We start from the raw sequence: 24,353 nt of genomic DNA on the forward strand, positions 1-24,353 counted from the left end.
CTGATGTGATCTGATGTCAATTGATGATTGTTGGATGGACGGTATGTCCAGTACCGACAGGTGTCAAACGCCGAAATTGATGGTTTTTGATGGTTTCACTGAAGGACGATCCGGAAATTGCTGCCGGACCCCGCGGCCTGCCGCGGGTGGCCGACATCGCGCATGCCGCGGGGGTGTCCACCGCCACGGTCGACCGCGTGCTGAACCACCGGCCGGGGGTGCGCGCCGCCACCGTGCAGCGCGTGCTGAAGGCGGCGGCGGACCTCGACTATCTGCCGGACTCCGACCTCTATGCCGCGGCGGGGCAGAAGCCGATGCGGCTGTCCTTCCTGCTGCCCGCCGGCAACAACCGCTTCCTCACCGGCCTGGGCGAGATGATCCGGCGCGCGGAATCCACCCTCGCCCCGCATGGCGTGAAGGCGCAGGTGGAGTTCATCAAGAGCTTCAACCCGGAACTGCTGGCGCGCAGCCTGTTCCAGCACGGCCGCCGCGCCGACGGTGTCGCCTTCATGGCGCTGGAGCATCCGGCGGTGCGCGAGGCGGTGGACGCGCTGGCCGACCGCAACGTGCCGAGCGTGACGCTGATCTCCGACATCCTGAACTGCCGGCGCGCCGGCTATGTCGGGCTGGACAACCGCGCGGCGGGCCGCACCGCCGGCTATCTGATCGCGCGTTTTTTAAAACACCGCCCGGCCAAGGTGGCGATGATCGCCGGCAGCCTCAGCTACCGCGCGCATGAGGACCGTGAGATGGGATTCTTCAACGTCCTGAAGGAAACCGCCCCCGACATCGAGGTGGTGGGCCTGCGCGAAGGCCATGACGACGAGGGGAAAAGCTACCGCCAGACCCGCATGCTGCTGGGTCTGCACCCCGACCTTGCCGGCGTCTACAACATCGGCGGCGGGGCGGAGGGCGTCGCCCGCGCCCTGAAGGAGACGCGGCGGGAACGCGAGATGGTCTTCATCGGCCACGGCCTGACCAACGAGACGCGCGGCCTGCTGATCGACGGCACGCTGGACGCGGTGATCACGCAGGATCCGCGCAACACCCTGTCGGCCTGCGTCGGCATCTTCACCAACCTCCGCGCCGGCCGGCCGCCCATGCAGGGTGTGGAAACGCCGAGGGCGGAAGTAATCTTCCGCGAAAACCTGCCGAAAAACATGCTGCCGGATGAGTGACCCGAACGGGCGGCACGACCCCCTGCTCACCGCCTCTTCGCCCTTCCGTCTGTCTGGAAAGGTCCGATGCTTTCGGCTGAGTTCGTCCGGCAACATGGAAACCTTGTTGCTCTTATGCAGTTTTAGGAAACATAATGCATGAATGCAGTAGGAGGTCGCCATGGTTGCCACAGCTCGGCAGCAGGCCGGCATCGCCGATGATACCGTCGCGCGGGGCATGGCCGGGGTCTTCACCATCTTGAAAGCATGGGGCGCCAACAACGAGCAGGCGTGCCGTATCCTCGGTTCACCGGCGGAGCGTACCTTCTACGCCTGGAAGGCGGGCAGGGTCGGTGCGGTGCCGCATGACACGGTGCGCCGGCTGGGCTATGTACTGGGCATCTACAAGTCGCTGCAGATCCTGTACGCCAACCCGCAGCAGGCGGACGGCTGGCCGGCGCGCGCCAACCGGGCGTTCGGCGGGCAGGCGCCGCTGGAGCGGATGGCGGGCGGCGACGTGACCGATCTGGCGGCGGTCCACCAGTATCTCGATGCATACCGCGGAGCCTGGTCGTGAAGCTGCTGGCCGTTGCCTGGACCGCGGCGACGCGCATCATCGCTTCGCGTTTTCCACCCATCGATCTGTTCGAGCGTCTGTCCGGCGACCCGCGCGATTGGGAGGCCTTCATCGCGCTGGAAAGCCTGGTGAACCCGCGTTTGCGCCAGGAGGCCGGAGAAATCTCGCTGGTGCCGCCGGAGGAGCGCATCGCCGGACCTGGGGCCAGTTACGTCATGAGTGCGTTCACGCACGTCAACCCCAATGGATCGCGCTTTTCCGACGGACGCCAGGGAGTCTATTACGCGGCCCGCGCATTCGAAACGGCGTTGCGCGAGACGGTCTTCCATTACGAGCAGTATTACGCCGACGCAGACCAGGGCCTTATCCGTTCCGAGACGATGCGGGTTCTGGTCGGAACGATCAATGGCGAGTTCCACGATGTCGGAAGCCTGGACGAGGCCGACCGTGGCCGCGTCCTCGATCCGGACGACTACAGCGCCGGGCAGGCGCTGGCGTCGGCGCTTCGGGAGGAAGGAGCGAATGGCATCCATTACCCGAGCGTCCGCCACCCCGGCGGCGCCTGCATCGGCGCATTCCGTCCCAAAGCGGTCGGCATCCCGGCGCAGACGAAACACTTGGAATACCACTGGGACGGCACCCGCATCGACAAGGTCTTCGACTATCAAGCGAACACATGGTCGACGCTCTGAACCGCAGGACGCCCGGGCCGCTTCGTTCCGCGGCCCGGGCGCTATTCAAGTCATTCACCCCATCTTCCACTCCGCCGGCTGCACCCCGCCTTCCGCCGGGGCTTCCACCCGACGCTCCGCACCGGCCAGCTTGCGCAGCAGCACGTAGAACACCGGGGTCAGCACCAGACCGAACAGCGTCACGCCGATCATGCCGGCGAACACCGCGACACCCATGGCGTGCCGCATCTCGGCACCGGCGCCGGTGGAGGTGACCAGTGGCACCACGCCCATGATGAAGGCGATGGAGGTCATCAGGATCGGCCGCAATCGCAGCCGGCTCGCCTCGATCGCCGCCTGCACCACGCCGCGCCCCTCATGCTCCAGCTCGCGGGCGAACTCGACGATCAGGATGGCGTTCTTCGCCGACAGACCGACCAGCACCATGAAGCCGATTTGCGTGAAGATGTTGTTGTCCCCGCCGGTCAGCCACACCCCGAACAGCGCCGACAGCACGCTCATCGGCACGATCAGCAGGATGGCGAGCGGCAGCGTCAGGCTCTCGTACTGCGCCGCCAGCACCAGGAACACCAGCAGCACGCTGATCGGGAAGACCCACAGACCGGCATTGCCGACCAGGATCTTCTGATAGGTCAGGTCGGTCCATTCCAGCTTCACGCCGCGTGGCAGCACCTCCGCCGCTATGCGCTCCGCCGCCGCTTCCGCCTGCCCCGAGGAATAGCCCGGCGCCGGCCCGCCATTGACGTCGGCGGCGGTGAAGCCGTTGTAGCGCACCACCATTTCCGGCCCATAGCCCGGCTGCACCGTCACCAGCGACGACAGCGGCACCATGGTCCCCGCCGCGTTGCGGGTCTTCAGCAGCCCGATGTCGTCGGCGGTGTCGCGGAACGGCGCGTCGGCCTGCACCCGCACCTGATAGACGCGGCCGAAGGCGTTGAAGTCGTTGACGTACAGCGATCCCAGATAGATCTGCATGGTGTCGAACACCTCGGCGACATTGACGCCCAGCTGCTTGGCCTTCACACGGTCGAGATCGACGTCCAGCTGCGGCACGTTGATCTGATAGGCGGAGAAGGTCGGCCCCAGTTCCGGCGTCTGCGCCGCCCGCTTGACGAAGGCGTTCACCGCGCCGCTCAGCGCCTCGTACCCAAGGTTCCCGCGGTCTTCCAACTGCATCTTGAAGCCGCCCAGCTGCCCCAGACCCATCACCGGCGGCGGCGGGAAGATGGCGACGAAGGCCTCCTTCAGCCCGGCATAGCGCTGTTGCAGATCCTTGGCGATGGCCCCGGCCGACAGCGACGGATCCTGGCGTTCGGCGAAGGGCTTCAGCGTGACGAAGACGATGCCGGCGCTGGAGCTGTTGGTGAAGCCGTTGACCGAAAGCCCGGGAAAGGCCACGGCGCTCTGCACGCCGGGGCGCTTCAGCGCGATGTCGGTCATCTCGCGGATCACCGCCTCCGTCCGGTCCAGCGACGCACCGTTGGGAAGCTGCGCGAAGCTGATCAGATACTCCTTGTCCTGCATCGGCACGAAGCCCGACGGCACCGTGCGGCCGAGCAGCACCGTGGCGCCGATCAGCAGTGCATAGACCGCCAGCATCACGCCCTTGCGCCGCACCACCCCGCCGACGCCGCGGCCATAGCCCTCCGACGCCCGATGGAACACCCGGTTGAACAGCCGGAAGAAGCCGCCGAACACCCGGTTCATCGCGCGGGTCAGCCAGTCCTGCGGCTGGTCATGGCCGCGCAGCAGCACCGCCGCCAGGGCCGGCGACAGGGTCAGCGAGTTGAAGGCGGAAATCACCGTGGAGATCGCGATGGTCATCGCGAACTGCTTGTAGAACTCGCCGCTGAGCCCCGTCATCGCCGCGAGCGGCACGAAGACGGCGACCAGCGTCAGCGCGATGGCGATGATCGGGCCGCTGACCTCCTGCATGGCGCGGATGGTGGCGTCGCGGGCCGACAGGCCGGACGCGATGTTGCGCTCAACATTCTCGACCACGACGATGGCGTCGTCGACCACGATGCCGATGGCCAGCACCATGCCGAACAGCGAAAGCGCGTTGATCGAGAAGCCGAAGGCCAGCAGCAGCGAGAAGGTGCCGACGATGGAGATCGGCACCGCCAGCAGCGGAATGATCGACGCCCGCCAGGTCTGCAGGAAGACGATCACCACCAGCACCACCAGCGCCACCGCCTCCAGCAGCGTGTGCACCACCGCCTCGATGGAGGAGCGGACGAACTGCGTCGGGTCGTAGACAATGGAGTAATCGACGCCTTCGGGCATGTCGCCCTTCAGCTCCGCCATCACCTTGCGCACCTCGTCGGAGATGGCGAGCGCGTTGGCGTCCGGCGTCTGGGTGATGCCGAGCGCCACCGCCGGCTTGTTGTCGAGCAGCGAGCGCAGTCCATATTGCGCCGCCGCCAGCTCCACCCGCGCCACGTCGCGCAGGCGGGTGACGCCGCCGTCCTCGCCGGTCTTCAGCACGATGTCGCCGAACTCGTCGGCGGTCTTCAGCCGGCCGCGCGCGTTGATCGACAGCTGCATCGGCACGTCGGGCAGCGAGGGCGAGGCGCCGATCACGCCGGCCGCCACCTGGACATTCTGTTCGCGGATGGCGTTCACCACGTCGGTGGCGGTCAGCCCGCGCTGCGCCACCTTGCCGGGGTCGAGCCACACCCGCATCGCATAGTCGCCGGCGCCCCACACCTGCACCTCGCCGACGCCGGCGATGCGGGTCAGCCGGTCCTTGACGTTCAGCACCGCATAATTGCGCAGGTACGTCATGTCATAGCGGTCGTTGGGCGACAGCAGATGCACGACCATGGTCAGCGTCGGCGAACTCTTGACCGTGGTGACGCCCAGCCGCTGCACGTCGGCCGGCAGCCGCGGCATCGCCTGCGCCACGCGGTTCTGCACCAACTGCTGCGCCTTGTCCGCGTCGGTGCCCAGCTTGAAGGTCACCGTTAGGGCCAGATTGCCGTCGCTGTTCGCCTGCGACTGCATGTAGAGCATGCCTTCGACGCCGTTGATCTGCTCCTCCAGTGGGGAGGCGACGGTCTCGGCGATTACCTTGGGGTTGGCGCCGGGGAACTGCGCGCGCACCACGACGGACGGCGGCACCACCTCCGGATATTCGGAAATCGGCAGGCGGAACACCGCGATGGCCCCCGCCAGGAACAGCGCCACCGACAGCACGCCGGCAAAGATCGGCCTGTCGATGAAGAATTTAGAGATGTTCATCTGGGGTCTCCCAGGCTGCACGCTCCCCATCCCTCCCCGCACTAGGCGAGGAGGGCCAGCCAACGCGCATGCCCCTTGTTCGTGTCTTACCGTGCCGCCGTCTGGGTCTTCTCAGTCCCCATGGCGACCATCTTCGGCGTGACCGCCATGCCCGGCCGGGCGTGCTGGGTGCCGTTGACGACCACGCGCTCGCCGGCCGCCAGCCCGTCGGTCACCACGCGCAGCCCGTTCTGCAGCGCGCCGAGCTTCACCGGCCGGTACTCCACCTTGTTCTCCTGCGTCACCACCAGGACGAACTTCTTGTCCTGGTCGGTGCCGATGGCGCGGTCATCGACCAGCAGCGCGTCATAGGGCTTGGTGCCCCCCACCTTCACCCGCGCATACAGCCCCGGCACCAGCACGCCATCGTCATTGTCGAAGCGGGCGCGCACGCGGATGGTGCCGGACACGCTGTCCAGTCGGTTGTCGACATACTCCACCATGCCGTCGCGCGAGTAATCCTCCTCATTGGCGAGGCCGAGCCGGACCGGGATCTTGCCTGAATCGCGCATCGGCGCGATGTGGCGCAGATAGGTCTGCTCATCGACGTCGAACGAGGCGTAGATCGGCGATTCCGACACCAGGGTCGTCAGCGGCTCCGCGGCGGCCCCGGCGGCCACCACATTGCCGACCGTCCGTTCCGCTCGCGACACCCGGCCCGACACCGGCGCCGTCACCCGCGTGTAGCCGAGATTGAGCCGCGCGATCTCCAGCGCCGCCTGCGCCGCCTTCAGGTTGGCGGTCGCCTCGCGGGCGGCATTGTCCTTCTGGTCCATGGTGCTGCGCGAGATCGTGTCGTCGCGCACCAGCTTCTGCGCGCGGTCGAGGTCGGCCGCGGTCAGCCGCACCCGCGCCTGCGCCGCGGCGACCTGCGCCTCGGCCCGCGCCACCTCCGCCTCATAGGGGCGGGGGTCGATGGTGAACAGCACGTCGCCCTTCTTCACCAGAGCACCGTTGCGGAAATGCACGGCGACGATGGATCCTGGGACCTGCGGCCGGATATCGACGCGGTCCACCGCCTCCAGCCGGCCGGAATATGACTGCCAGTCCGTCACCGGCTGGGCCAGAACGGTGGCGACATCCACCTCGGCCGGCGGCGGGGCGGGAGTTTCGGAGGCCGTTTGCGCCTCGGCCGGGCTGCGCAGAGTGACGGCGCCGGTTAGTGCCGCCACGGAAACGCCGGCCGCGATCAATAGGGAAAGTGTCTTGCGGGACATGGGGCTTTACCTGTGGCTCGAAGTGTCGGGATGGGCGCCGGTCAGGCGGCGCCGGAAGAAATCGGCGGCGGCGGCCAGCGCCGGCGCGTGTTGGGCGAGGCCGGCATGGGTGACGCCGGCAAAGCGGGTGACCTCGGTCGGCACCCCGGCGTCGATCAGGCGGGCGGCATAGCTTTCCGCCTCCGGCCGCAGCACGTCGTTCTGCGCCGTGGCGATCATGATCGGCGGCAGCCGGCCGAGCCGGCGCGACTCCAGGGGCGCCGCATAGGGATGCAGCCGCAGCGCCGCTTCCGGCAGATAGGCGCGGTAACAGCGCGCACAGTCCGTCACGCTGCCTTCTCCGCCCTTTTCACCATGGGCGACCCGCGTCAAACTGGGATCGAGCATCGGCCCGAGCAGCGCCTGCGCCGCGATCTCCGGCCCACCGCGGTCGCGGGCGAGCAGGGTGAGCGACACCGCGACATGCCCGCCGGCATCATGCCCGGCGACGCCCAGCGGCCCAGCCCGCTCCGCCAGCCAGAGGGCTGCGGCATGGGCATCCTCCACCGCGGCGGGAAAGGGATGGGCGGGAGCGAGCGCATAACCGACCGCCACCACCAGCGCCGGAATGCTCTCCGCCAGCGCCATGGCCGGCACCTCGACATCCTCGACCGACCCGGAGGTGAAGCCGCCGCCGTGGAAATACAGCACGCCCGGCAACGGCCCGGAATCCGCCGGCCGATACAGGCACAGCGGGACCTCGCGGCCCTCCACCTTCAGCGACGTGCGTGAACGTTCCATCTCGACCCGGCGCCCTGGCGCCCCTCCTGCAATGCGGCAAGAGCAATAATGTGCAAGCGTCCGGGTGGGATAAAGCCGCTGCGGCTGGGAACAGAATTCAGCCGGGACGAACAATCGGGGAGGGGCGGGGGTGGCTGTTTGTGGAGGAGGGGCTATTCGGGCAGGCTGCGATCCCGGCGCGAAGGGACCCCTGCGATGCCCGGTAGTGTCTCAGTTTGAATTTCGTTCGTAGGCGAACGTGGCGCGAAGGGCGTTCGCATCCGGCTGCACGTTCCTGTATGCTTAACGGGAAGCATAACGGTGGAGGATGCGGGAATGCGCTATCACATCACTGGGAGTTCTCAAGTTGGCGTTTTGGGCCTGAAGCGGGACACCCTCGAAGGTGCGCTTAAGAAGGCCAACGAACTCCGCCAACAAGGCATCTATAACGAAGTGCAGATCATTGATATCGAGACGGGAGACGTTGTCAAAGAGCCGTTGCCTGACGGCGGCCGGGAAGAGAATTGAGCCATGCCCAAAGGGCCCCTAGGCAGTCCGCCATCGTGCTCATGGACGACCTGCGCAGCCGGCTGACAACCGGGTGCAGATCACCACGGACGGGCACGAAGCATATCCGGAAGCGGTGGAAGGAGCCTTCGGCGGGGACGTGGACCATGCCCAGCTCATCAAGCTCCAGGGCGATGTTCCAGAGTCCCACAATGGCCGCGATTGGCAGACCATCCCATCGCAAGGTGTTTTCGCACCGTGGCACGCAGGCCAGGCTGGCACGCCAGCTTGAAGCGTGCATCCCACCGTCGCCGCCGGGCTGCCAATTGATCGGCCCGCTCCCCATCGTAGCACCCCCGCCACTGGTTGGTCGGCTGCGCATTCCGACGTATCTCACGGCTGATCGTCGACGCCGACCGCCCCAATTGCGCGCCGATCTCTCTCAAAGACAGCCCTTGCTCCCGCAAAAGCTCGATCTTCATCCGCTCGACAAGGCTGAGCTGATTGTATTGTTTTCCCATCGCAACAACACCTTAGCAGGTGTTGCGCTTGTGCCGTGAGTCCAAGGAATCCAACATTTCCAAGGGCTTGGACTGGTAGCCTGGATCCCCGCCTTCGCGCACTGCTGTCCGGGATTTTTGGATGGATTGAAGCTGCACGGCAGACAAAGCCAGAGTTCTGGCCCAAAATCGCAGTCGCCAAACATAGATTTTGAGGTCTGCCGTGCCGTTCCAAGCTAGCGGATTTTTGCGCCTTGTGGAACCTCTGGACCGTCGTGTGGTGAACGGGATTGTGGCGCGGCACCGTGGCAATCATGGGGTTGGGAGTGGTGACAAGGGCTGGACGTGCCAGCGGCACCTGAAGGCGATGCTTTTCGCCCAGTTCGCCGGGCTGAAGAGCCTTCGCGAGATTGCGGAGGGGTTGGCGGCCCAACCGGCAGGGCTTTACCACACCGGGCTGCGGCCGGTTAGCAAGAGCACGCTCAGCGATGCCTCGGCGGCCCGGCCTGCGGCGGTGTTCCGGGAGATTGCCGAACAGGTCATGGGCGGCTTGGCCCGATCGGCGCGTCAGGAAAGCCGGGAGTTGGTGCGGCTGATCGACGGCTCTGCGATCATGTTGCGGGACCGCCGCTTCAACTGGGCCGAAGCCGATTCGCGCTGCCGTGGCCTGAAGCTCCATCTGGTCTACGATCCGCGGACAGCCACGCCGGTGCATTTTGCCGTGGAAACGCCCAAGCTCAGCGAAATCAAGATGGCGCGACGCCTGCCGTTCGCTGCCGGGGCCACCTATGTCTTTGACAAGGGATACACGGATTACCGCTGGTGGCATGAGATCACCATGGCGCAGGCGCTGTTCGTGACCCGGCTGAAGGCCAATGCACACCGCCGTGTAGAGCGAACCGTGGAGGCGGTTGGCGACAACATCGTGGCGGACCGCCGGGTGAAGGTCGGCCACAAAAAGCCGCGTGGCGGCGCGACCAACCCACTCTACGACGCCGAACTTCGTGAAGTGGTGGTGGCGCGTCCGGATAAGGAGCCACTCCATCTGATCACCAATGATCTTGACCGGACTGCTCAGGAGATCGCCGACCTTTATAAGGAGCGTTGGCAGATTGAGTTGTTTTTCAAGTGGATCAAACAGAACCTGAAGCTGAAGACATTCTTCGGTCGCTCGGAGAATGCCGTCAGAATTCAGATCTACACGGCATTGATTGCCTTCTGCTTGTTGCGGCTGTTCCAGAACACCTACGCCAAAAACCATGTCGGCGGTGCGAAGGCCCTGAAGATCAGGCTCAAGGTTGCACTCTTCGAACCTTTCGACACCACCAATCATTGTCCGACAAGACCACGGCCACCGCAAAAAAGACCGCCAGACCGTCAACTTAGTCTGCCCCTGGCGGAGCCCTGAAAATCCCGGACAGCAGTGCGCCTTCGCGGGGATGACGGCCGGAGATCGTCCGTTTGGATATATAGCACACTCACCCCCCGGCCTCCCCCTCCGCCAGCGCTTGCTCCGCGCTGAGTTCTTCAAGGTCCAGTTCCGCTTCCAGGCGGTGCAGCACCGTGTCGTGGATGCGGCCGCCGCGGTGAAGGCCCAAGATCTCGGCGCGGGCGGCGCGGTTGGCGGCCAGGACGGCGGCGAAATGCTCGCGCCGGTCCTCTTGCAGCATGCCTTCGCTCTCGTGGAAGCGCTCGGCCATCGTCGCGCGGTGGGCGTATTGTTCGAGTAGGCGGGGGTGGCGCTGGCGGCCGTCCGGCGTGCCGGAGCGCTTGCGCACCGCCTCCAGCGCCGCACGGGCCATGCGGATGCGGGTTTCCGAGTCCGACAGGGTCGGCCGGCGCTCCAGCGTGAAGCCGCCCAGCCGCATCTTGCGGATCAGCGGGGCCAGCGTGGTCGCCTGTCCCAGGATCGACAGCAGAATCACCGCCCATGTGGTCGCCAGGATGATGTCGCGGCCGGGGAACTCCACGGGAACCGACAGGGCGACGGCAAGGCTGACCACGCCGCGGATCGCCGCCCAGCCCATGATCACCGGCACCGCCACCGACGGGTAGGGATCGCGGCGGCGCAAGGCGGGGAATAGGAAGCGCGGCAGGTAGGTCGAGGGGAAGAGCCAGGCGAAGCGCGACAGGATCATCGCCAGGGTAACGGCGACGATCATCGGCAATAGGTCGAACAGGCCGGTCCCGGCCTCCGCCAGCCGGCCCAACACGCCGCGCAGCGACAGGCCGATGATGATGAAGACCATCGATTCCATCAGGAACACCGCCACCGCCCACACCGCGTTGGCGTGGGTGCGCAGCTGGGCGGTGAAGAGGTCGTGCTGGCGCCGGCCCATCACCAGACCGCAGCCGACGGTGGCGAGCACGCCCGACACAAGCAGCGCCTCGCCGCCCAGATAGCTGGCCCAGGCGGCGAGGAAGCCGCCGACAATGCTGAGCGGCACGTCGCGCAGGCGACCCAGCAGCAGCGCGGCGATATGACCGAAGACCACGCCGGCCGCCACCCCGCCGATCGCCAGCCATAGGAACTCCAGCGAGGCGTCGGCGGCGTCGAAGGTGCCGGTCATCCCGGCGGCGATGGCGATGCGGAACAGCACCAGCCCGGTGGCGTCGTTCACCAAGCTCTCGCCCTCCAGCAAAGTGACAATGCGCGGCGGCAGCGGCAAACCCTTCAGCACCGCCTTGGCCGCCACCGCGTCGGGCGGCGACAGGATGGCGCCCAGCGTGAAGCAGGCCGCCCAGGGCAGCGACGGCATCACCAGATGGGCGGCCACCCCGATCGCCAGCGTGGTGAAGGCGACGGCGCCGACCGCCAGCTGAAGGATGATGCGCAGGTTGGCGCGGAAATCGCTCCACACCGTGAAATAGGCGCTGGCGAACAGCAGCGGCGGCAGGAACAGCAGCAGCGTCAGGTCGGGATCGGGCGTGATCTCCGGCAGGCCGGGGATGAGCGCGAGCGCGATGCCGCCCAGCACCAGGACGGCCGACGGCGGCATGCGCAGACGCTTGGCCGCCAATTCCAGCACGATGATCGCCGCCATCAGGCCAAGGACGAGTTCGAACTGACCGGATGGCGACATGCTGGGAGTCCGCTGTTCTGTTTCTGAATGGTCGTGGGGATCAGGCGGCGGCCGGGGTGGCGGCGGCGGGATGCAGGGCGCAGGCGGCGGTGCCGATCAGTCCCAGCGCGCCGGCCAGCAGCAGCGGTGCGGCGAGGCTGCTGTGCGTCACCAGCACGGCGCCGATGGCGGCGCCGATGAAGATGGCAATGACGCTGCCGATGCGGCGGATCCAGTTGGTGTCGGACCCGCCGGCCAGCCGGGAATCGGCCGCCAGACCGGTCAGCGTCAGGGTCAGCACCGTGGTGGTCAGGTCCGGCACCTTCAGCTGTCGGATCGTCGCGTTTCGGAAGCCCATCGCCAGCGCGGTCAGCAGGATGATGCCATAGAAACTGGCCGAGTGGCTGGCCGGTGAGGTTTCCCCGGTCTGGCGCAGCCATGCCAGCAGGGCCGCCAGCCACAGCAGTCCGGCCTCGATGGCGGCGGCGCTCAGCAGCCAGCGGCGCAGCGGTCGGCCGGCATGGGCCTTGCCGGTGCGGCCGGCGACCAGCGCGCCGATCAGGAAGGCGCAGATCGCCGTTAGATAGGGGGCGACGTCGAAACCCGGTGTGCCGGCGGCGGCGAAACCGAGGAAGACGATGTTGCCGGTCATGTTGGCGGTGAACACCTTGTCGAGGCCGAGCACGCTGGTGGCGTCGACCAGACCGGTCGTCACCGACAGCAGCATCAGCAGCCAGGGCAGCGGGGCCGCGACGGGGGGAGAGGACGGGGGCATGGTGCTTCCCCTTTTTCAGTCGTTCGGGCCGAGGCGGCGGCGCATCCGCGAGATGATCGCCGCCAGGACGAAGCCGCCGGCCAGCCCGACATGCTCGAAGAAGGCGTTGGTCGCCATGAAGCGCTCCTGTCCCGCCATCGTCCAGAAATCATTGGCGATCAGGGCGGCCAGAACGGTGAAGACGCCGAGCGCGCCGGCACCAAGCCACAGCGCGCGGTCCAGCAGGATCAGCAGCGGGCCGACCAGTTCGACCAGGATGGTCAGGGCCGCCCAGAGCGCCGGGGGCGTGAGGCCGAAATGCGCCTGTTCGGCGACGGCGCCCGGCCAGTCGGTCAGCTTCACCAGTCCGCCGAGCAGATAGGCACCCACCAGCGCCAGACGGGCCAGCAGCCATGTGCCGTCCCAGTCGAGGATGCGGTCGACGATGCGCTCTGCCGGGCGTTCGAAGGAGCGGAGGGTCATGGCGGGGGAGTTCCGGGTTGGGGGGAATAGCGGGATTCTCCCTCTCCCCCGGGGAGAGGGGCGGGGTGAGGGGGATGCACAGGGTGGATTTGGTGGGGAGCGGAGAGTGCGCGATTCTTGAAGAACCTCGCCGCGCGACCCCCTCACCCTAACCCTCTCCCCAGGGGGGAGAGGGGATCCGCTTTAGGGGAGAGAGGCGGTTACACCGCCCAGCAGCCACAGCCGAGCGCGCCCCAGAAGGATTGCACGTCGGCGGCCGGGACGTCGGTGGCGTAGGCGGCGGCATGGTCGTGACCGTGGACGCCGCAGCCGGTGGCGCAGCCGCAGGCCGAGGCGAGCGCCTTGCGCTGGTCGCCCGAGGCGTTGTCGGCCGACTTGTAATAGCCGCCGAAGGTCCGCACCGGCGACCAGTCCGGCATCGGCTTGGGGAGTTGCGGCGCCAGCGGGCCGAAATCGCCCTCGCCATGCACCACGGCACCGCCGAGGATGGTCAGGACCGAGTTCAGGTGGGCGATGCGGTCCTCGGAGACCGAGAAGAAATCGTCGGACAGCACGGCGAGGTCGGCCAGCTGCCCGGCCTTGATCTGGCCCTTCTTGCCCTGCTCGTTGGAGAACCAGGTGTTGGCCTCCGTCCACAGCCGCAGAGCGGTTTCGCGGTCCATCAGGTTGGCCTGAGGATAGAGGCCGAGGCCGCCGACCGTCTTGCCGGTCACCAGCCAGGACAGCGAGACCCACGGGTTGTAGCTGGCGACGCGGGTGGCGTCGGTGCCGGCGCCGACCGGCAGGCCGGCCGCCATCATCTTGGCGATCGGCGGGGTGCGTTCGGCCGCCTTGGTGCCGTAGCGCTCGACGAAATATTCGCCCTGGTAGGCCATGCGGTGCTGGATGGCGATGCCGCCGCCGAGCGCGGCGATGCGGTCGATGTTGCGGTCGCTGATCGTCTCGGCATGGTCGAAGAACCAGTGCAGCCCGTCGAAGGGGATGTCGCGGTTGACCTTCTCGAACACGTCAAGCGCGCGGCTGATGGTCTGGTCGTAGGTGGCGTGCAGGCGCCAGGGCCAGCGGTTCTCGGCCAGCAGGCGGATCACCGGCTCCAGATCGCCTTCCATGTTCGGCGGCATGTCGGGGCGGGCGACGCGGAAATCCTCGAAGTCGGCGGCGGAATAGACCAGCATCTCGCCGGCGCCGTTGTGGCGGTAGCTGTCGTCGCCGTCGCCGGGCTTGACCTTGGAGGCCCAGCCGGCGAAATCGGCCAGCTCTTCCTTCGGCTTCTGGGTGAACAGGTTGTAGCTGATGCGCAGGGTCAACTCGCCGTCGGCATGCAGCTTTTCGATGATGGCGTAATCGTCGGGATAGTTCTGGAAGCCGCCGCCGGCGTCGATCACCCCGGTCACGCCCAGCCGGTTCATCTCGCGCATGAAATGGCGGGTGGAGTTCAGCTGATATTCGGGCGGCAGCTTCGGCCCCTTGGCCAGCGTCGAATAGAGGATCGTCGCGTTGGGCTGGGCCAGCAGCAGGCCGGTCGGATTGCCGGCGGCATCGCGCACGATCTCGCCGCCGGGCGGATTCTGGGTGTCCTTGGTGTAGCCGACGGCGCGCAGGGCCGCACCGTTCAGCAGGGCGCGGTCGTAGAGATGCAGGATGAAGACCGGCGTGTCGGGGGCGGCGGCGTTCAGCTCCTCGATGGTTGGCAGGCGCTTTTCGGCGAACTGGTGTTCGGTGAAGCCGCCGACGACGCGGACCCATTGCGGCGCCGGGGTGACGGCCGCCTGCTGCTTCAGCATCGCCATGGCGTCGGCGAGGCTCGGCACGCCGTCCCAGCGCAGCTCCATGTTGTAGTTCAGGCCGCCGCGGATGATGTGCATGTGGCTGTCGATCAGCCCGGGGATCACGCGCCGGCCCTTGGCGTCGATCACCGTCGCCTGCGGCGCCGCGGCGCGCACCTCGGCCTCCGTGCCAACGGCGAGGAAGCGGCCGTCGCGGATGGCGATGGCGCTGGCCTGCGGATTGGCGCGGTCAAGCGTGGTGACCTTGGCGTTGACGAGGATCAGGTCGCCGGCGGCTGACGTCTGGGCGGCGGTGTTGGGCATGGCGGCATTCCCGGATCTGGTGGCGAGGGTGGACAGTGGCATCGATGCCAGCAACGACGCGGCGGCGCTTCCCGCCATGGCCTTCCGGCGGGTGACCGGCTTCACGCCTTTTCCCCTCCGGTGGTCTCGGCCTTGGCGAGCGTAGGCGGCTCGGGCGGCTCGGCAGCGGCATGCGGCCCCAGAACATGGCGGGCGCAGTCCGTCTGAATGAAGGCGAGCACCGGCTCGCCGGCCACCAGCCGCTTGACGACCGGCACCACCTGTTCGCCCACCAGCATGCCGAGCAGACCGATCAGGGCGATGGTCGGCGGCGCCGGGGAACGGACCCCGAGCAGCGCATAGATCACGCCGACCAGGATGCCGGCGCCGGCCGAAAGAAGATAGGGCATCATGGTGCCGTCTCCCGCTCTGGACTGGGGGACCGGCGCCCGCGATGGAGCGGGCGCCGGTGTGGTCGTCAGGCGTGCCCGTCAGGCGTGCTCATGCGCGGCGGCGCCGACCACCTTGTGGGCATATTCGCCGCGCTGCGGGGCCTTGTGGACCATGGTGTAGGCGTAATCGACGCCCATGCCGTAGGCGCCGAAATGCTCGCGGACGATGTTCATCACGCCGTCATAGGTGCCGCGCTTGGACCAGTCGCGCTGCAGTTCCAGCAGGACGTTGACCGAGGTGATGGAATGGGCGCCGGCCTGCTCCATGCGGCGGATGGCGGCGTCGTGGGCTTCCTGCGAGGTGCCGCCCGAGGCGTCGGTGACGATGTAGACCTCGAAGCCTTCCTCGATGGCGCACAGCGTCGGGAACAGCAGGCAGGCTTCGGTCCACAATGCTGCGATGACCAGCTTCTTCTTGCCGGTCGCCTTGACGGCGGCCACCAGCTCTTCCGAATCCCAGCTGTTCATCGAGGTGCGCTCGATCGGGTCCTGCTTCAGGACGTCCATCAGCTCCGGCCAGATGTAGCCGGAGAAGCTCTCGGTCTCGACGGCGGTCAGGATGGTCGGGGCGCCGAACAGCTTGGCGGTCTTGGCCAGAGCGATCGTGTTGTTCTTCAGCTGCTGGCGGTCGATGTTGACCACGCCGAAGGACATCTGCGGCTGGTGATCGATGAAGATGAAGGCGGTGTCGTCGGCATTGATGAGCGACTTGGCCGGGAAGGTCATGATCTTTTCCTGTTCGGTGTGGGTTTCAAGGGATTGGGTCGCCTGCCGCCGGTGCGTCGTCGGCGCCGTCTGACAGGGACCTTCTCATGGTGAAGGATGGTCAACAATCATGTGTGATTGAACATGACTGTTGCGGTGTAAAAGACAATGATGGTGAGGATCAGGCGGCGGAGTCGCCGGTCACCAGATGGGCTTCGAGCATCCACAGCTGCTTGTCGCACTCCCGCGAGACCTGCGTGAACAGATCGGCGGTGTCGGCATCGCCCACGCCGGTGGCGGTCTCGATGTCGGCCCGCACGCGGGCGCCGAACTGGGCCAGCGCGCCGGCCAGCGCCTTCAGATGCGCCACGCCGTCGACCGCCTGCAGCGGATATTCGTAAAGCGCGCTGCGGGCGACGGTGGTCTGCACCCGGCCGTCGGCGATGTGGCCCAGGGTGGTGATGCGCTCGGCGATCAGGTCGACGAAGCCCTCGACCTCGTCATGGACGCGGTCGAACAGCTCGTGCAGTTGCAGGAAATGCGGCCCCTTGACGTTCCAGTGCGCCTGCTTGGTCTGGGCTTCCAGATCGAGCGCGTCGGACAGGCGGGCCTGGAGCAGCGCCGCGGCTTCCTTGCGCACCACGTCGTGCAGGTCGAGGCGGGACAGGTAGGTCATGGCTCAGCTCCGGATGAAGGCCAGCAGTTCCTCGTTCACGACGTCCTTGTGCGTGGTGCACATGCCGTGCGGCGCACCGGCGACGACCTTGAGCGTGCCCTTCGGCAGAAGCTTGACGGCGGCCTTGGCGGAGGTGGCGATCGGGACGATCTGGTCGTCGTCGCCGTGCAGGACGAGCGTCGGGACGATCATCTTCTTCAGGTCTTCGCGCTGGTCGGTCTCGGAGAATGCCTTGACGCACTCGTACTCGGCCAGCAGGCCGCCCATCATGCCCTGCATCCAGAAGCTGTCGATCGCACCCTGCGAAACCTTGGCGCCCGGACGGTTGAAGCCGTAGAAGGGCAGGGCGAGGTCCTTGAAGAACTGCGAGCGGTCGGCCTTCACGCCGGCGCGGATGCCGTCGAACACCTCCATCGGCACGCCGTCGGGGTTCCAGTCGGTCTTGACCATGATCGGCGGGATGGCGCCGATCAGGGCGGCCTTGGCGACACGCGAGACGCCATGGCGGCCGATGTAACGGGCGACCTCGCCGCCGCCGGTGGAATGGCCGACATGGACGGCGTTCTTCAGGTCAAGCGCCTCGGTCACCGCGGCCAGATCGTCGGCGTAATGGTCGAGATCGTTGCCGAAGCCCGGCTGCGACGAGCGGCCATGACCGCGGCGGTCATGGGCGATGGTGCGGTAGCCGTGCTGGGCCAGGAACATCATCTGGTCTTCGAATGCATCACCGGTCAGCGGCCAGCCATGGCTGAAGACCACTGGCTGGCCGGTCTGCGGACCCCACTGCTTGACGTAAATCTGGACGCCGTCCTTGGTGGTGACGTAGCTGCCCTGGAGCATCGGTTTCGTTCCTTTGGTCGGGTCTTGACGGGTGGCCGTCTTTTCGGCCGCGGCGGCGGTGCCGGGGAGCGCGCCCAGCAGGCCGCTGCCCGCAATGGCGAGGGCGGCGCTGCCGGAAAGGACCGTCCGGCGGGAGGGATGGAAGTCCTGGATGGTCATGCGTAGTCCGTTCCTGGCCGGGCCGGCGGGACCGGCTCCGGCTGTCTTGATGAACGGATGGTACGGAAAGGGCGGAGAGGGAGATTGCCTCTTCGGAACGGCTTTTGCCGGTTCTGCGCATTGCGCCGCTGCGAACGCAAAAAGCCGGCCCTCTTGCGAGAGGACCGGCTTTTTGAGGGCGGTTAATCTCCCTCTCCCGCCCCGGGAGAGGGAAGGGGCCCATGCGGAGCATGGGAAGGGTGAGGGGGTGGGCACGAAGCCATGCGCTTCGGGATTTTTGGATCACCCCTCACCCTCCCCACGCCTTCGGCGCGGGTCCCCTCCCTCTCCCGGGGCGGGAGAGGGAACTATCCCGCCAAAGACACCCACGCGGCATTGCGCCGGCTGGACTCCACCGCGCCGTGGATGAAGCGCACGCCGCGCACACCGTCCTCCACCGTCGGCAACGGCACGTCGGCGGGGGCCGGGCGGCCGTCCAGGCGGGCGGCGATGCGGTCGGCGGCGTCGCGGTAGATTTGGGCGAAGCCTTCCAGATAGCCCTCCGGATGGCCGGCCGGGGTGCGGGCGATGCCGCTCGCCGCGGGCAGGCTGCCGGCACCGGCGCGCAGCAGGGTGCGGGTCGGCTCGCCCAGCGGGGTGAAGCGAAGCTCGTTGGGCTGTTCCTGCTGCCACTCCAGGCCGCCGGCCTCGCCGAAGACGCGCAGGCGCAGGCCGTTGGTGGTGCCGGGGCTGACCTGGCTCGCCCATAGCATGCCGCGGGCGCCGCCGTCGAAACGCATCATGATGTGGGCGTTGTCGTCCAGCCGCCGGCCGGGCACGAAGGCGGTCAGGTCGGCGGCGAGGTCAGTGCAGCGGAGGCCGGTGACGAATTCGGCCAGATGGAAGGCGTGGGTGCCGATGTCGCCGATGCAGCCGGCGATGCCGCTCCGTGCCGGATCGGTGCGCCAGGAGGCTTGCTTCTGGCCGCTGGCCTCCAGATCGGTCGCAAGCCAGTCCTGCGCATATTCGGCCTGAACCACCCGGATTTTGCCGAGCGTACCGGACGCGACCATGGCGCGGGCCTGCCGGATCATCGGATAGCCGCTGTAATTGTGGGTCAGCACGAAGACGAGGTCGCGGCTGCGCACCAGCACTGCCAGTTCCTCCGCCTCTTCCACGGTATGGACCAGCGGCTTGTCGCAGATGACGTGGATGTCGGCCTCGAGGAAGGCCTTGGCGGCGGGGTAATGCAGGTGGTTCGGCGTGACGATGGCGACGGCGTCGATGCCGTCAGGGCGAGCGGCCTCCGCTTTCGCCATGGCATGGAAATCGTCGTAACAGCGGTCGGGGGCGAGGAACAGCTCCGCGCCGCTGGCCCGCGCCCGCTCTGGGTCTGAGGACAGCGCGCCGGCGACCAGTTCATAGCGGTCGTCGATGCGGGCGGCGATGCGGTGGACGGCGCCGATGAAGGCGCCCTGGCCGCCGCCGACCATGCCCAGGCGCAAGCGCCTCGCGGAGGCCGGTGGGTGGGGTGGCAATTGATCCGGGCTCATGCTGCCCCTTTCCCCAGACCGAGAATCCGGCGGTTGGCCGCCTCGTCGGTGCCGGCATCGGCGAAATCGTCGAAGGCGCGGTCGGTGACGCGGATGATGTGGTCCTGGATGAAGCGGGCGCCCTCGGCGGCCCCCTGCTCCGGATGCTTGATGCAGCATTCCCATTCCAGAACCGCCCAGCCGTCGAAGCCGTACTGGGTCAGCTTGGAGAAGATGCCGCGGAAATCGACCTGCCCGTCGCCCAGCGAGCGGAAACGCCCGGCCCGGTCCTTCCACGGCGCATAGCCGGAATAGACGCCCTGCCAGGGGGTCGGATTGAACTCCGCATCCTTGACGTGGAACATGCGGATGCGGTCGTGGAAGACGTCGATGTAGCCGAGATAGTCCAGCTGCTGCAGGACGAAATGGCTGGGGTCGTACAGGATGTTGCAGCGCTCATGCCCGCCGACCCGGTCGAGGAACATCTGGAAGGTGGTTCCGTCGAACAGGTCCTCGCCAGGGTGGATCTCATAGCAGAGATCGCAGCCGGCCTCGTCGAAGGCGTCGAGGATCGGGCGCCAGCGCTTCGCCAGCTCGTCGAAGGCGGTCTCGATCAGGCCCGGCGGGCGCTGCGGCCAGGGATAGAGGTAGGGCCAGGCCAGCGCACCGGAGAAGGTGGCGTGGGCGGTCAGGCCGAGGTTGGTGGATGCCTTGGCAGCGAGGTGCAACTGCTCCACCGCCCAGGCTTGGCGCGCGTCGGGGCGGCCGTGGACCTCCGCCGGGGCGAAGCCGTCGTAAAGCGCGTCGTAGGCGGGGTGGACCGCGACCAGCTGGCCTTGCAGGTGGGTGGACAGCTCGGTCAGTTCGACCCCGGCATCGGCCAGCGTGCCCTTGACCTCGTCGCAGTAGGTGCGGCTGGTCGCGGCCTTGTGCAGGTCGAACAGGCGGCGGTCCCAGCTGGGGATCTGCACGCCCTTGAAGCCGAGGCCGGCGGCCCAGCGGGCGATGGCGTCCAGCGAGTTGAAGGGGGCCGCGTCGCCCGCGAACTGGGCGAGGAAGATCGCGGGGCCTTTGATGGTCTTCATGGGTTTGGGCTCCCTGATGGGGGGAGGTGTTGGCTGGCGAATGCCCCCTCCCTAACCCTCCCCCTCTTCGAGGGAGAGGGGGCTGCCGCCGCTTCGCAGAAGGCGCCCTCTCCCGCGTAGCGGGGGAGGGTCGGGGAGGGGGCCGCCGACGCTGATGCTCAGTACGGCGAATCCGGGAAGTAGAACTCCTTGGCGTTCTCCTTGGTGATCAGCGCCGACGGGATGATGTGGGTCGCCGGCAGCTTGTCGCCCTTCAGGCGGGCTTCGGCGGTCATCTTGATGGCGTCGTAGATGAACTTCGGCGAATAGGACACGTCGGCGTGGATCAGCGGGTTGGAGCCGTCGAGGATGGTCTTCACCATCGTCTTGGACCCGGCGCCGCCGAACACCTCCTTGATGTCGGTGCGCTTGGCCTGCTCGATGGCCTTCAGCACGCCGAAGGCCATGTCGTCGTCGGCGGCCCAGATGACGTCGATGTCCTTGAAGCGGGTCAGGAAGTCCTGCGTCACCTTGAAGGCGTCGTCACGGTTCCAGTTGGCGTATTTGCCGTCGAGGATCTTGATGTCGGGATACTGCTTCAGCACGCCGGTGAAGGCCTCCCACCGCTCGTTGTCGAGCGTGGTCGGGATGCCGCGGAGCGCTACGATGTTGGCCTTGCCGTTGTATTTCTTGGCGATGTATTCGGCCGGGATGCGGCCGAAGGCGGTGTTGTCGCCAGCGATGTAGGCGTCCTGCGCACTGGTGTCGGTCAGGCCGCGGTCGACGACGGTGACATAGACGCCCTTCTTCTTGGCCTGCATCACCGGCTGGGTCAGGGCGGCGGATTCGAAGGGGAAGATGACCAGCGAATTGATGCCGGTCACCGTCACCAGATCCTGAAGCTGGTTCGCCTGTTCCGGCGCGCCGCTGGCGGTCTTGACGGTGATCTTCAGGTTGGGATGGGCCTTTTCCAGCTCCGCCTTCGCCTGATTGGCCCACCAGACGATGCCGCCGGTGAAGCCGTGGGTGGCGGCCGGGATGCTGACGCCCAGCTTCACCGTCTCAGCCGCAAAGGCAAAGCCGCCGCCGAGGGCCACCGTCGCCGCCATGGCCAAGCCCGTGCCCAGCACAACACGTCGAGTGTAACGCGCAACTTCCGACATGACGTTTCTCCTCCTTATCGTTTTTTAGGGGCGCCGGCGCTGCAGGAAGGCGACGGCGATGATGACGCAGCCTTGGACCGCCGCGTTCAGATAGACGCTGATGATGCTGGTCAGGTTCAGGATGTTGCTGATGACCGACAGCAGGACCGCACCGATTACCGTCCCGGCGATCCGGCCCTCTCCCCCCTTGAAGGAGGTGCCGCCGACGATCACCGCGGCGATGGCTTCCAGCTCCCACAACAGTCCGGTGGTGGGGGAGGCGGAACCCAGGCGTGGCACATACAGCACCGTGGCGATGCCGACGCAGACGCCGAGAAGGCCGTAGGTCAGCAGCTTCACCCGGTCGACATCCACCGCCGCGAAGCGCGCAACCTGCTCGTTGGAGCCGATGGCCTGGACATAGCGACCAAAGGCGGTGCGGTTCAGCAGAACGGCACCGGCGATCGAAACCACCAGAAAGACCCACACCGGAACCGGGAGGCCCAGCAGGCTGCCGTAATAGACCGGGCCGTAGGCGTCGGACAGGTCGTTGTCCAGCGTGATGGCGCCGCCGTCGGCCAGCCACGTCAGCACCGCGCGAAAGATGCCGAGCGTGCCCAGTGTGACGATGAAGGGCTCGATCCGGCCGCGCGTGATCAGGTAGCCGTGCGCCAGCCCGAAGCCGCCGCCGAGCAGCAGCGCGAACAAAACGCCGAGCACCACCACCGTAACCGGGGAGCCGACCGACGCGGCCAGCGCGTTCATCACCAGGATCATGCTGCCGGCGATCAGCGCCGCCATCGACCCGACCGACAGGTCGATGCCGCCGGAGATGATGACGAAGCACATGCCGATTGAGATGATCCCGATGAAGGCCGTGCGGGTCAGCACGTTCATCAGGTTGCCCCAGGTGGCGAAATCGGGGTTCAGCGCCGTGCCGATCACCAGCAGCAGCACCAGTCCGACGACCGGGCCGAAGCGGTGCGGGTCGAAACGGCGGTTCGCCTTGCGCGGCGCCGCGCGTTCGCCCCGAACCTCAGTGGCGGGTGTGGGTGCTGATGTCGGTCCCGCTGGCATCTGTCCCGATGGCATGGGCAATCAACTCCTCTTCGCTGAGCCGGTCGGCGGGCACGGTCGCGGTCACCCGGCGCCCGCGCATCACGATCACCCGGTGGCAGAGCCCGATCAGTTCGATCAGTTCCGATGAAATGACGATCACGCCGCGCCCTTCGGCGGCCAGCCGCGCGATCAGGAAATAGATGTCCCGCTTGGCGCCGACATCGACGCCGCGCGTCGGCTCGTCCAGCACGAAAACGCGCGGGTCGGGCTCCAGGAACTTGGCGATGGCGAGCTTCTGCTGGTTGCCGCCGGACAGCGACGACGCCTTTCCCTGCGGATCGCCGCGGATGCCGAAGCTGGTCACCGCATGTTCCAGCGCCCGGTCCTCCGAGGACGGCGACAGCAGCGGGTGGGCGTGGTGGCGCAGCGTCATCAGGGTCAGGTTGTCACGCAGGCTCATGCCGACATGCAGGCCCTTGCCCTTGCGGTCCTCGCTGAGATAGGTCAGCCCGTTGCGCATCGCCTCGCGGGGGTTGCGCAAGCGGAGCGGGCGGCCGTCGATCTCGATGGTTCCGGCGCTGCGCGGGCGCAGGCCGAGGATGCCTTCGAACAGTTCGGTGCGGCCGGCGCCGACCAGACCGGCGAAGCCCAGGATCTCGCCGGGGTGGAGGTCGAAGCTGACATCCTCCGCCCAGCCGGGAACCGTCAGGCCGCGCACCGCCATCAGCGGCTTGCCGAGAGCCGGGATGTGCTTTTCCGGAAACATGTCGGTCAGTTCGCGGCCGACCATCAGCGTCGCCATGCGCTGGCGCGGCGTTTCCGATGTGGGGGCGCGGGCGACAAAGCGGCCGTCGCGCATCACGATCACCTCGTCGGTGATGCGCTCCACCTCGTCCAGCTTGTGGGAGATGTAGACGATGGTGACGCCGTCCCGGCGCAGCCGCTTGATCAGCCCGAACAGCCGGTCGCATTCGGACGGGGTCAGGCTGGCCGTCGGCTCGTCCATGATCAGCAGGCGGGCGTTGCGCAGCTGCGCCTTGGCGATCTCCACCAGCTGCTTTTCGGCGACGATCAGGTCGCGCACCTTGGTGTCGGGGTCACCGTCGAAGCCGACCTGACGCAGGGCCTGGGCCGCCCGGTCGCGCATGGCGCGGTCATCGAGCAGCCAGCCGCGCTTGATCTCGTGGCCGAGGAACATGTTCTGGGCGACGGTGAGGTCGTCGGCGAGGCTGAGTTCCTGGTGGATCAGCACGATTCCGCGCTTTTCCGCGTCGCGGGAGTTTCGAAAAGTCACCGGCTCGCCGTCGATGCGCACCGTGCCGGAGGTCGGCGCGTGGTAGCCGGCGAGGATCTTCATCAGCGTCGATTTGCCGGCGCCATTTTCGCCCAGCAGCCCATGCACCCGGCCCGGATGCAGGTCGAAGCCGACGCCGTGCAGGACGCGCACGGACCCGAATTCCTTGGTGATGCCGTCGAAGGCAACATGCAGGCTCATGGCTCCGCACCCCCTGACGGCCTTTCCACCGGCCGCAAGCCTGCGGCGGGGCGGATGCCGTCCATGACGTTTCTCCCACTGCGGAGCGTGTCGTCCCGTAAGACGCCGCTTCGTCCGTTGAGCGGATGGTAAGCCCGCCGCTTTGGACAGACAATGGACGACTTCGAACATAATTTGGAGAAAGTGGGCGA

22 protein-coding genes and 1 pseudogene are annotated in these 24,353 nt (G+C 67.1%); 6 read left to right on the forward strand and 17 right to left on the reverse strand.

Going from position 1 to position 24,353, the window contains the following annotated elements; all coding sequences use genetic code 11:
- The first annotated feature begins 89 nt into the window (after positions 1-89).
- The 3 genes from M5E06_RS27040 to M5E06_RS27050 all read left to right on the forward strand — a co-directional run bounded on the left by M5E06_RS27040 (position 90) and on the right by M5E06_RS27050 (position 2,426).
- On the forward strand, positions 90-1,178 hold the full coding sequence (locus M5E06_RS27040) for a LacI family DNA-binding transcriptional regulator (protein WP_252140877.1): 1,089 nt from the start codon (positions 90-92) through the stop codon (positions 1,176-1,178).
- Between the two features lie 160 nt (positions 1,179-1,338).
- Positions 1,339-1,734: an MbcA/ParS/Xre antitoxin family protein gene (locus tag M5E06_RS27045; RefSeq protein WP_252140878.1), complete on the forward strand. Its 396-nt coding sequence runs from the start codon at positions 1,339-1,341 to the stop codon at positions 1,732-1,734.
- Entirely contained in the window at positions 1,731-2,426 is a 696-nt protein-coding gene (locus M5E06_RS27050) for an RES family NAD+ phosphorylase (RefSeq protein WP_252140879.1), read from the forward strand. Before M5E06_RS27045 ends, M5E06_RS27050 begins: the two co-directional genes overlap by 4 nt.
- Before the next feature lie 54 nt (positions 2,427-2,480).
- Here the strand turns inward: M5E06_RS27050 and M5E06_RS27055 are convergent, their stop codons facing one another.
- The 3 genes from M5E06_RS27055 to M5E06_RS27065 all read right to left on the reverse strand — a co-directional run bounded on the left by M5E06_RS27055 (position 2,481) and on the right by M5E06_RS27065 (position 7,705).
- Positions 2,481-5,669: an efflux RND transporter permease subunit gene (locus M5E06_RS27055; RefSeq protein WP_252140880.1), complete on the reverse strand. Its 3,189-nt coding sequence runs from the start codon at positions 5,667-5,669 to the stop codon at positions 2,481-2,483.
- Positions 5,670-5,755: 86 nt separating this feature from the next.
- The gene (locus M5E06_RS27060) at positions 5,756-6,925 is read right to left on the reverse strand and encodes an efflux RND transporter periplasmic adaptor subunit (RefSeq protein ID WP_252140881.1); all 1,170 of its coding nucleotides are present in this window, start codon (positions 6,923-6,925) and stop codon (positions 5,756-5,758) included.
- A 6-nt stretch (positions 6,926-6,931) separates the two neighbouring features.
- Positions 6,932-7,705: an alpha/beta hydrolase gene (locus M5E06_RS27065; protein ID WP_252140882.1), complete on the reverse strand. Its 774-nt coding sequence runs from the start codon at positions 7,703-7,705 to the stop codon at positions 6,932-6,934.
- A gap of 315 nt (positions 7,706-8,020) precedes the next feature.
- On the opposite strand from M5E06_RS27065, the gene M5E06_RS27070 reads away from it, so the two are divergent.
- Together M5E06_RS27070 and M5E06_RS36110 are read left to right on the forward strand one after the other, a co-directional pair.
- Complete coding sequence (locus tag M5E06_RS27070) at positions 8,021-8,212, forward strand: hypothetical protein (RefSeq protein ID WP_252140883.1); 192 nt, start codon at positions 8,021-8,023, stop codon at positions 8,210-8,212.
- Positions 8,213-8,241: 29 nt separating this feature from the next.
- Positions 8,242-8,435: pseudogene (locus M5E06_RS36110) on the forward strand (IS1 family transposase); the annotation flags it as partial.
- On the opposite strand, the gene M5E06_RS36115 reads toward M5E06_RS36110, so the two are convergent.
- Complete coding sequence (locus tag M5E06_RS36115; protein WP_502802014.1) at positions 8,371-8,712, reverse strand: helix-turn-helix domain-containing protein; 342 nt, start codon at positions 8,710-8,712, stop codon at positions 8,371-8,373. The pseudogene M5E06_RS36110 and the gene M5E06_RS36115 sit on opposite strands and share 65 nt — an antisense overlap.
- 202 nt (positions 8,713-8,914) lie before the next feature.
- Between M5E06_RS36115 and M5E06_RS27080 the strand changes: the two genes are divergently transcribed.
- Positions 8,915-10,099: an IS4 family transposase gene (locus M5E06_RS27080; protein WP_252137514.1), complete on the forward strand. Its 1,185-nt coding sequence runs from the start codon at positions 8,915-8,917 to the stop codon at positions 10,097-10,099.
- Between the two features lie 70 nt (positions 10,100-10,169).
- Here M5E06_RS27080 and M5E06_RS27085 read toward each other — a convergent pair whose 3' ends face one another.
- The 13 genes from M5E06_RS27085 to M5E06_RS27145 all read right to left on the reverse strand — a co-directional run bounded on the left by M5E06_RS27085 (position 10,170) and on the right by M5E06_RS27145 (position 24,162).
- On the reverse strand, positions 10,170-11,774 hold the full coding sequence (locus M5E06_RS27085; RefSeq protein ID WP_252140884.1) for a Na+/H+ antiporter: 1,605 nt from the start codon (positions 11,772-11,774) through the stop codon (positions 10,170-10,172).
- Positions 11,775-11,814: 40 nt separating this feature from the next.
- A complete protein-coding gene (locus M5E06_RS27090) occupies positions 11,815-12,528 on the reverse strand; it encodes a YoaK family protein (RefSeq protein ID WP_252140885.1) in 714 nt (237 codons plus the stop codon).
- A 15-nt stretch (positions 12,529-12,543) separates the two neighbouring features.
- Positions 12,544-12,990 (reverse strand): DoxX family protein, encoded by a 447-nt coding sequence (locus tag M5E06_RS27095; RefSeq protein ID WP_252140886.1) that lies wholly within the window; start codon positions 12,988-12,990, stop codon positions 12,544-12,546.
- Positions 12,991-13,190: 200 nt separating this feature from the next.
- On the reverse strand, positions 13,191-15,185 hold the full coding sequence (locus M5E06_RS27100) for an amidohydrolase (RefSeq protein WP_252140887.1): 1,995 nt from the start codon (positions 15,183-15,185) through the stop codon (positions 13,191-13,193).
- Complete coding sequence (locus M5E06_RS27105; RefSeq protein ID WP_252140888.1) at positions 15,182-15,472, reverse strand: XapX domain-containing protein; 291 nt, start codon at positions 15,470-15,472, stop codon at positions 15,182-15,184. Before M5E06_RS27105 ends, M5E06_RS27100 begins: the two co-directional genes overlap by 4 nt.
- Positions 15,473-15,550: 78 nt before the next feature.
- Entirely contained in the window at positions 15,551-16,237 is a 687-nt protein-coding gene (locus M5E06_RS27110; RefSeq protein WP_252140889.1) for a hydrolase, read from the reverse strand.
- A gap of 160 nt (positions 16,238-16,397) precedes the next feature.
- Positions 16,398-16,892, reverse strand: a complete 495-nt coding sequence (gene dps, locus M5E06_RS27115) for a DNA starvation/stationary phase protection protein Dps (protein ID WP_252140890.1) — start codon at positions 16,890-16,892, stop codon at positions 16,398-16,400.
- 3 nt (positions 16,893-16,895) lie between these two features.
- The gene (locus M5E06_RS27120) at positions 16,896-17,891 is read right to left on the reverse strand and encodes an alpha/beta fold hydrolase (RefSeq protein WP_252140891.1); all 996 of its coding nucleotides are present in this window, start codon (positions 17,889-17,891) and stop codon (positions 16,896-16,898) included.
- 347 nt (positions 17,892-18,238) lie between these two features.
- The gene (locus M5E06_RS27125) at positions 18,239-19,423 is read right to left on the reverse strand and encodes a Gfo/Idh/MocA family protein (protein ID WP_252140892.1); all 1,185 of its coding nucleotides are present in this window, start codon (positions 19,421-19,423) and stop codon (positions 18,239-18,241) included.
- Positions 19,420-20,487, reverse strand: a complete 1,068-nt coding sequence (locus M5E06_RS27130) for a sugar phosphate isomerase/epimerase family protein (RefSeq protein ID WP_252140893.1) — start codon at positions 20,485-20,487, stop codon at positions 19,420-19,422. The genes M5E06_RS27125 and M5E06_RS27130 overlap by 4 nt, the downstream gene beginning before the upstream one ends.
- A 158-nt stretch (positions 20,488-20,645) precedes the next feature.
- Positions 20,646-21,629, reverse strand: a complete 984-nt coding sequence (locus M5E06_RS27135; protein WP_252140894.1) for a substrate-binding domain-containing protein — start codon at positions 21,627-21,629, stop codon at positions 20,646-20,648.
- Between the two features lie 24 nt (positions 21,630-21,653).
- The gene (locus M5E06_RS27140; RefSeq protein WP_252140895.1) at positions 21,654-22,700 is read right to left on the reverse strand and encodes an ABC transporter permease; all 1,047 of its coding nucleotides are present in this window, start codon (positions 22,698-22,700) and stop codon (positions 21,654-21,656) included.
- On the reverse strand, positions 22,645-24,162 hold the full coding sequence (locus M5E06_RS27145) for a sugar ABC transporter ATP-binding protein (RefSeq protein ID WP_252140896.1): 1,518 nt from the start codon (positions 24,160-24,162) through the stop codon (positions 22,645-22,647). The genes M5E06_RS27140 and M5E06_RS27145 overlap by 56 nt, the downstream gene beginning before the upstream one ends.
- Between the last annotated feature and the right edge of the window lie 191 nt (positions 24,163-24,353).

Source organism: Azospirillum sp. A1-3, from assembly GCF_023806445.1.
GTDB lineage: Bacteria > Pseudomonadota > Alphaproteobacteria > Azospirillales > Azospirillaceae > Azospirillum.

Bases quoted from the DNA above. Each gene is read 5' to 3' on its own strand.
- M5E06_RS27045 (WP_252140878.1), top strand. From the start codon at position 1,339: ATGGTTGCCACAGCTCGGCAGCAGGCCGGCATCGCCGATGATACCGTC.
- M5E06_RS27125 (WP_252140892.1), bottom strand. From the start codon at position 19,423: ATGAGCCCGGATCAATTGCCACCCCACCCACCGGCCTCCGCGAGGCGC.
- M5E06_RS27110 (WP_252140889.1), bottom strand. From the start codon at position 16,237: ATGACCTTCCCGGCCAAGTCGCTCATCAATGCCGACGACACCGCCTTC.
- M5E06_RS27060 (WP_252140881.1), bottom strand. From the start codon at position 6,925: ATGTCCCGCAAGACACTTTCCCTATTGATCGCGGCCGGCGTTTCCGTG.
- M5E06_RS27085 (WP_252140884.1), bottom strand. From the start codon at position 11,774: ATGTCGCCATCCGGTCAGTTCGAACTCGTCCTTGGCCTGATGGCGGCG.
- M5E06_RS27140 (WP_252140895.1), bottom strand. From the start codon at position 22,700: ATGCCATCGGGACAGATGCCAGCGGGACCGACATCAGCACCCACACCC.
- M5E06_RS27090 (WP_252140885.1), bottom strand. From the start codon at position 12,528: ATGCCCCCGTCCTCTCCCCCCGTCGCGGCCCCGCTGCCCTGGCTGCTG.
- M5E06_RS27065 (WP_252140882.1), bottom strand. From the start codon at position 7,705: ATGGAACGTTCACGCACGTCGCTGAAGGTGGAGGGCCGCGAGGTCCCG.
- dps (WP_252140890.1), bottom strand. From the start codon at position 16,892: ATGACCTACCTGTCCCGCCTCGACCTGCACGACGTGGTGCGCAAGGAA.
- M5E06_RS27070 (WP_252140883.1), top strand. From the start codon at position 8,021: ATGCGCTATCACATCACTGGGAGTTCTCAAGTTGGCGTTTTGGGCCTG.
- M5E06_RS27105 (WP_252140888.1), bottom strand. From the start codon at position 15,472: ATGATGCCCTATCTTCTTTCGGCCGGCGCCGGCATCCTGGTCGGCGTG.
- M5E06_RS27040 (WP_252140877.1), top strand. From the start codon at position 90: ATGGTTTCACTGAAGGACGATCCGGAAATTGCTGCCGGACCCCGCGGC.
- M5E06_RS27135 (WP_252140894.1), bottom strand. From the start codon at position 21,629: ATGTCGGAAGTTGCGCGTTACACTCGACGTGTTGTGCTGGGCACGGGC.
- M5E06_RS27120 (WP_252140891.1), bottom strand. From the start codon at position 17,891: ATGACCATCCAGGACTTCCATCCCTCCCGCCGGACGGTCCTTTCCGGC.
- M5E06_RS27145 (WP_252140896.1), bottom strand. From the start codon at position 24,162: ATGAGCCTGCATGTTGCCTTCGACGGCATCACCAAGGAATTCGGGTCC.
- M5E06_RS27055 (WP_252140880.1), bottom strand. From the start codon at position 5,669: ATGAACATCTCTAAATTCTTCATCGACAGGCCGATCTTTGCCGGCGTG.
- M5E06_RS27095 (WP_252140886.1), bottom strand. From the start codon at position 12,990: ATGACCCTCCGCTCCTTCGAACGCCCGGCAGAGCGCATCGTCGACCGC.
- M5E06_RS27130 (WP_252140893.1), bottom strand. From the start codon at position 20,487: ATGAAGACCATCAAAGGCCCCGCGATCTTCCTCGCCCAGTTCGCGGGC.
- M5E06_RS36115 (WP_502802014.1), bottom strand. From the start codon at position 8,712: ATGGGAAAACAATACAATCAGCTCAGCCTTGTCGAGCGGATGAAGATC.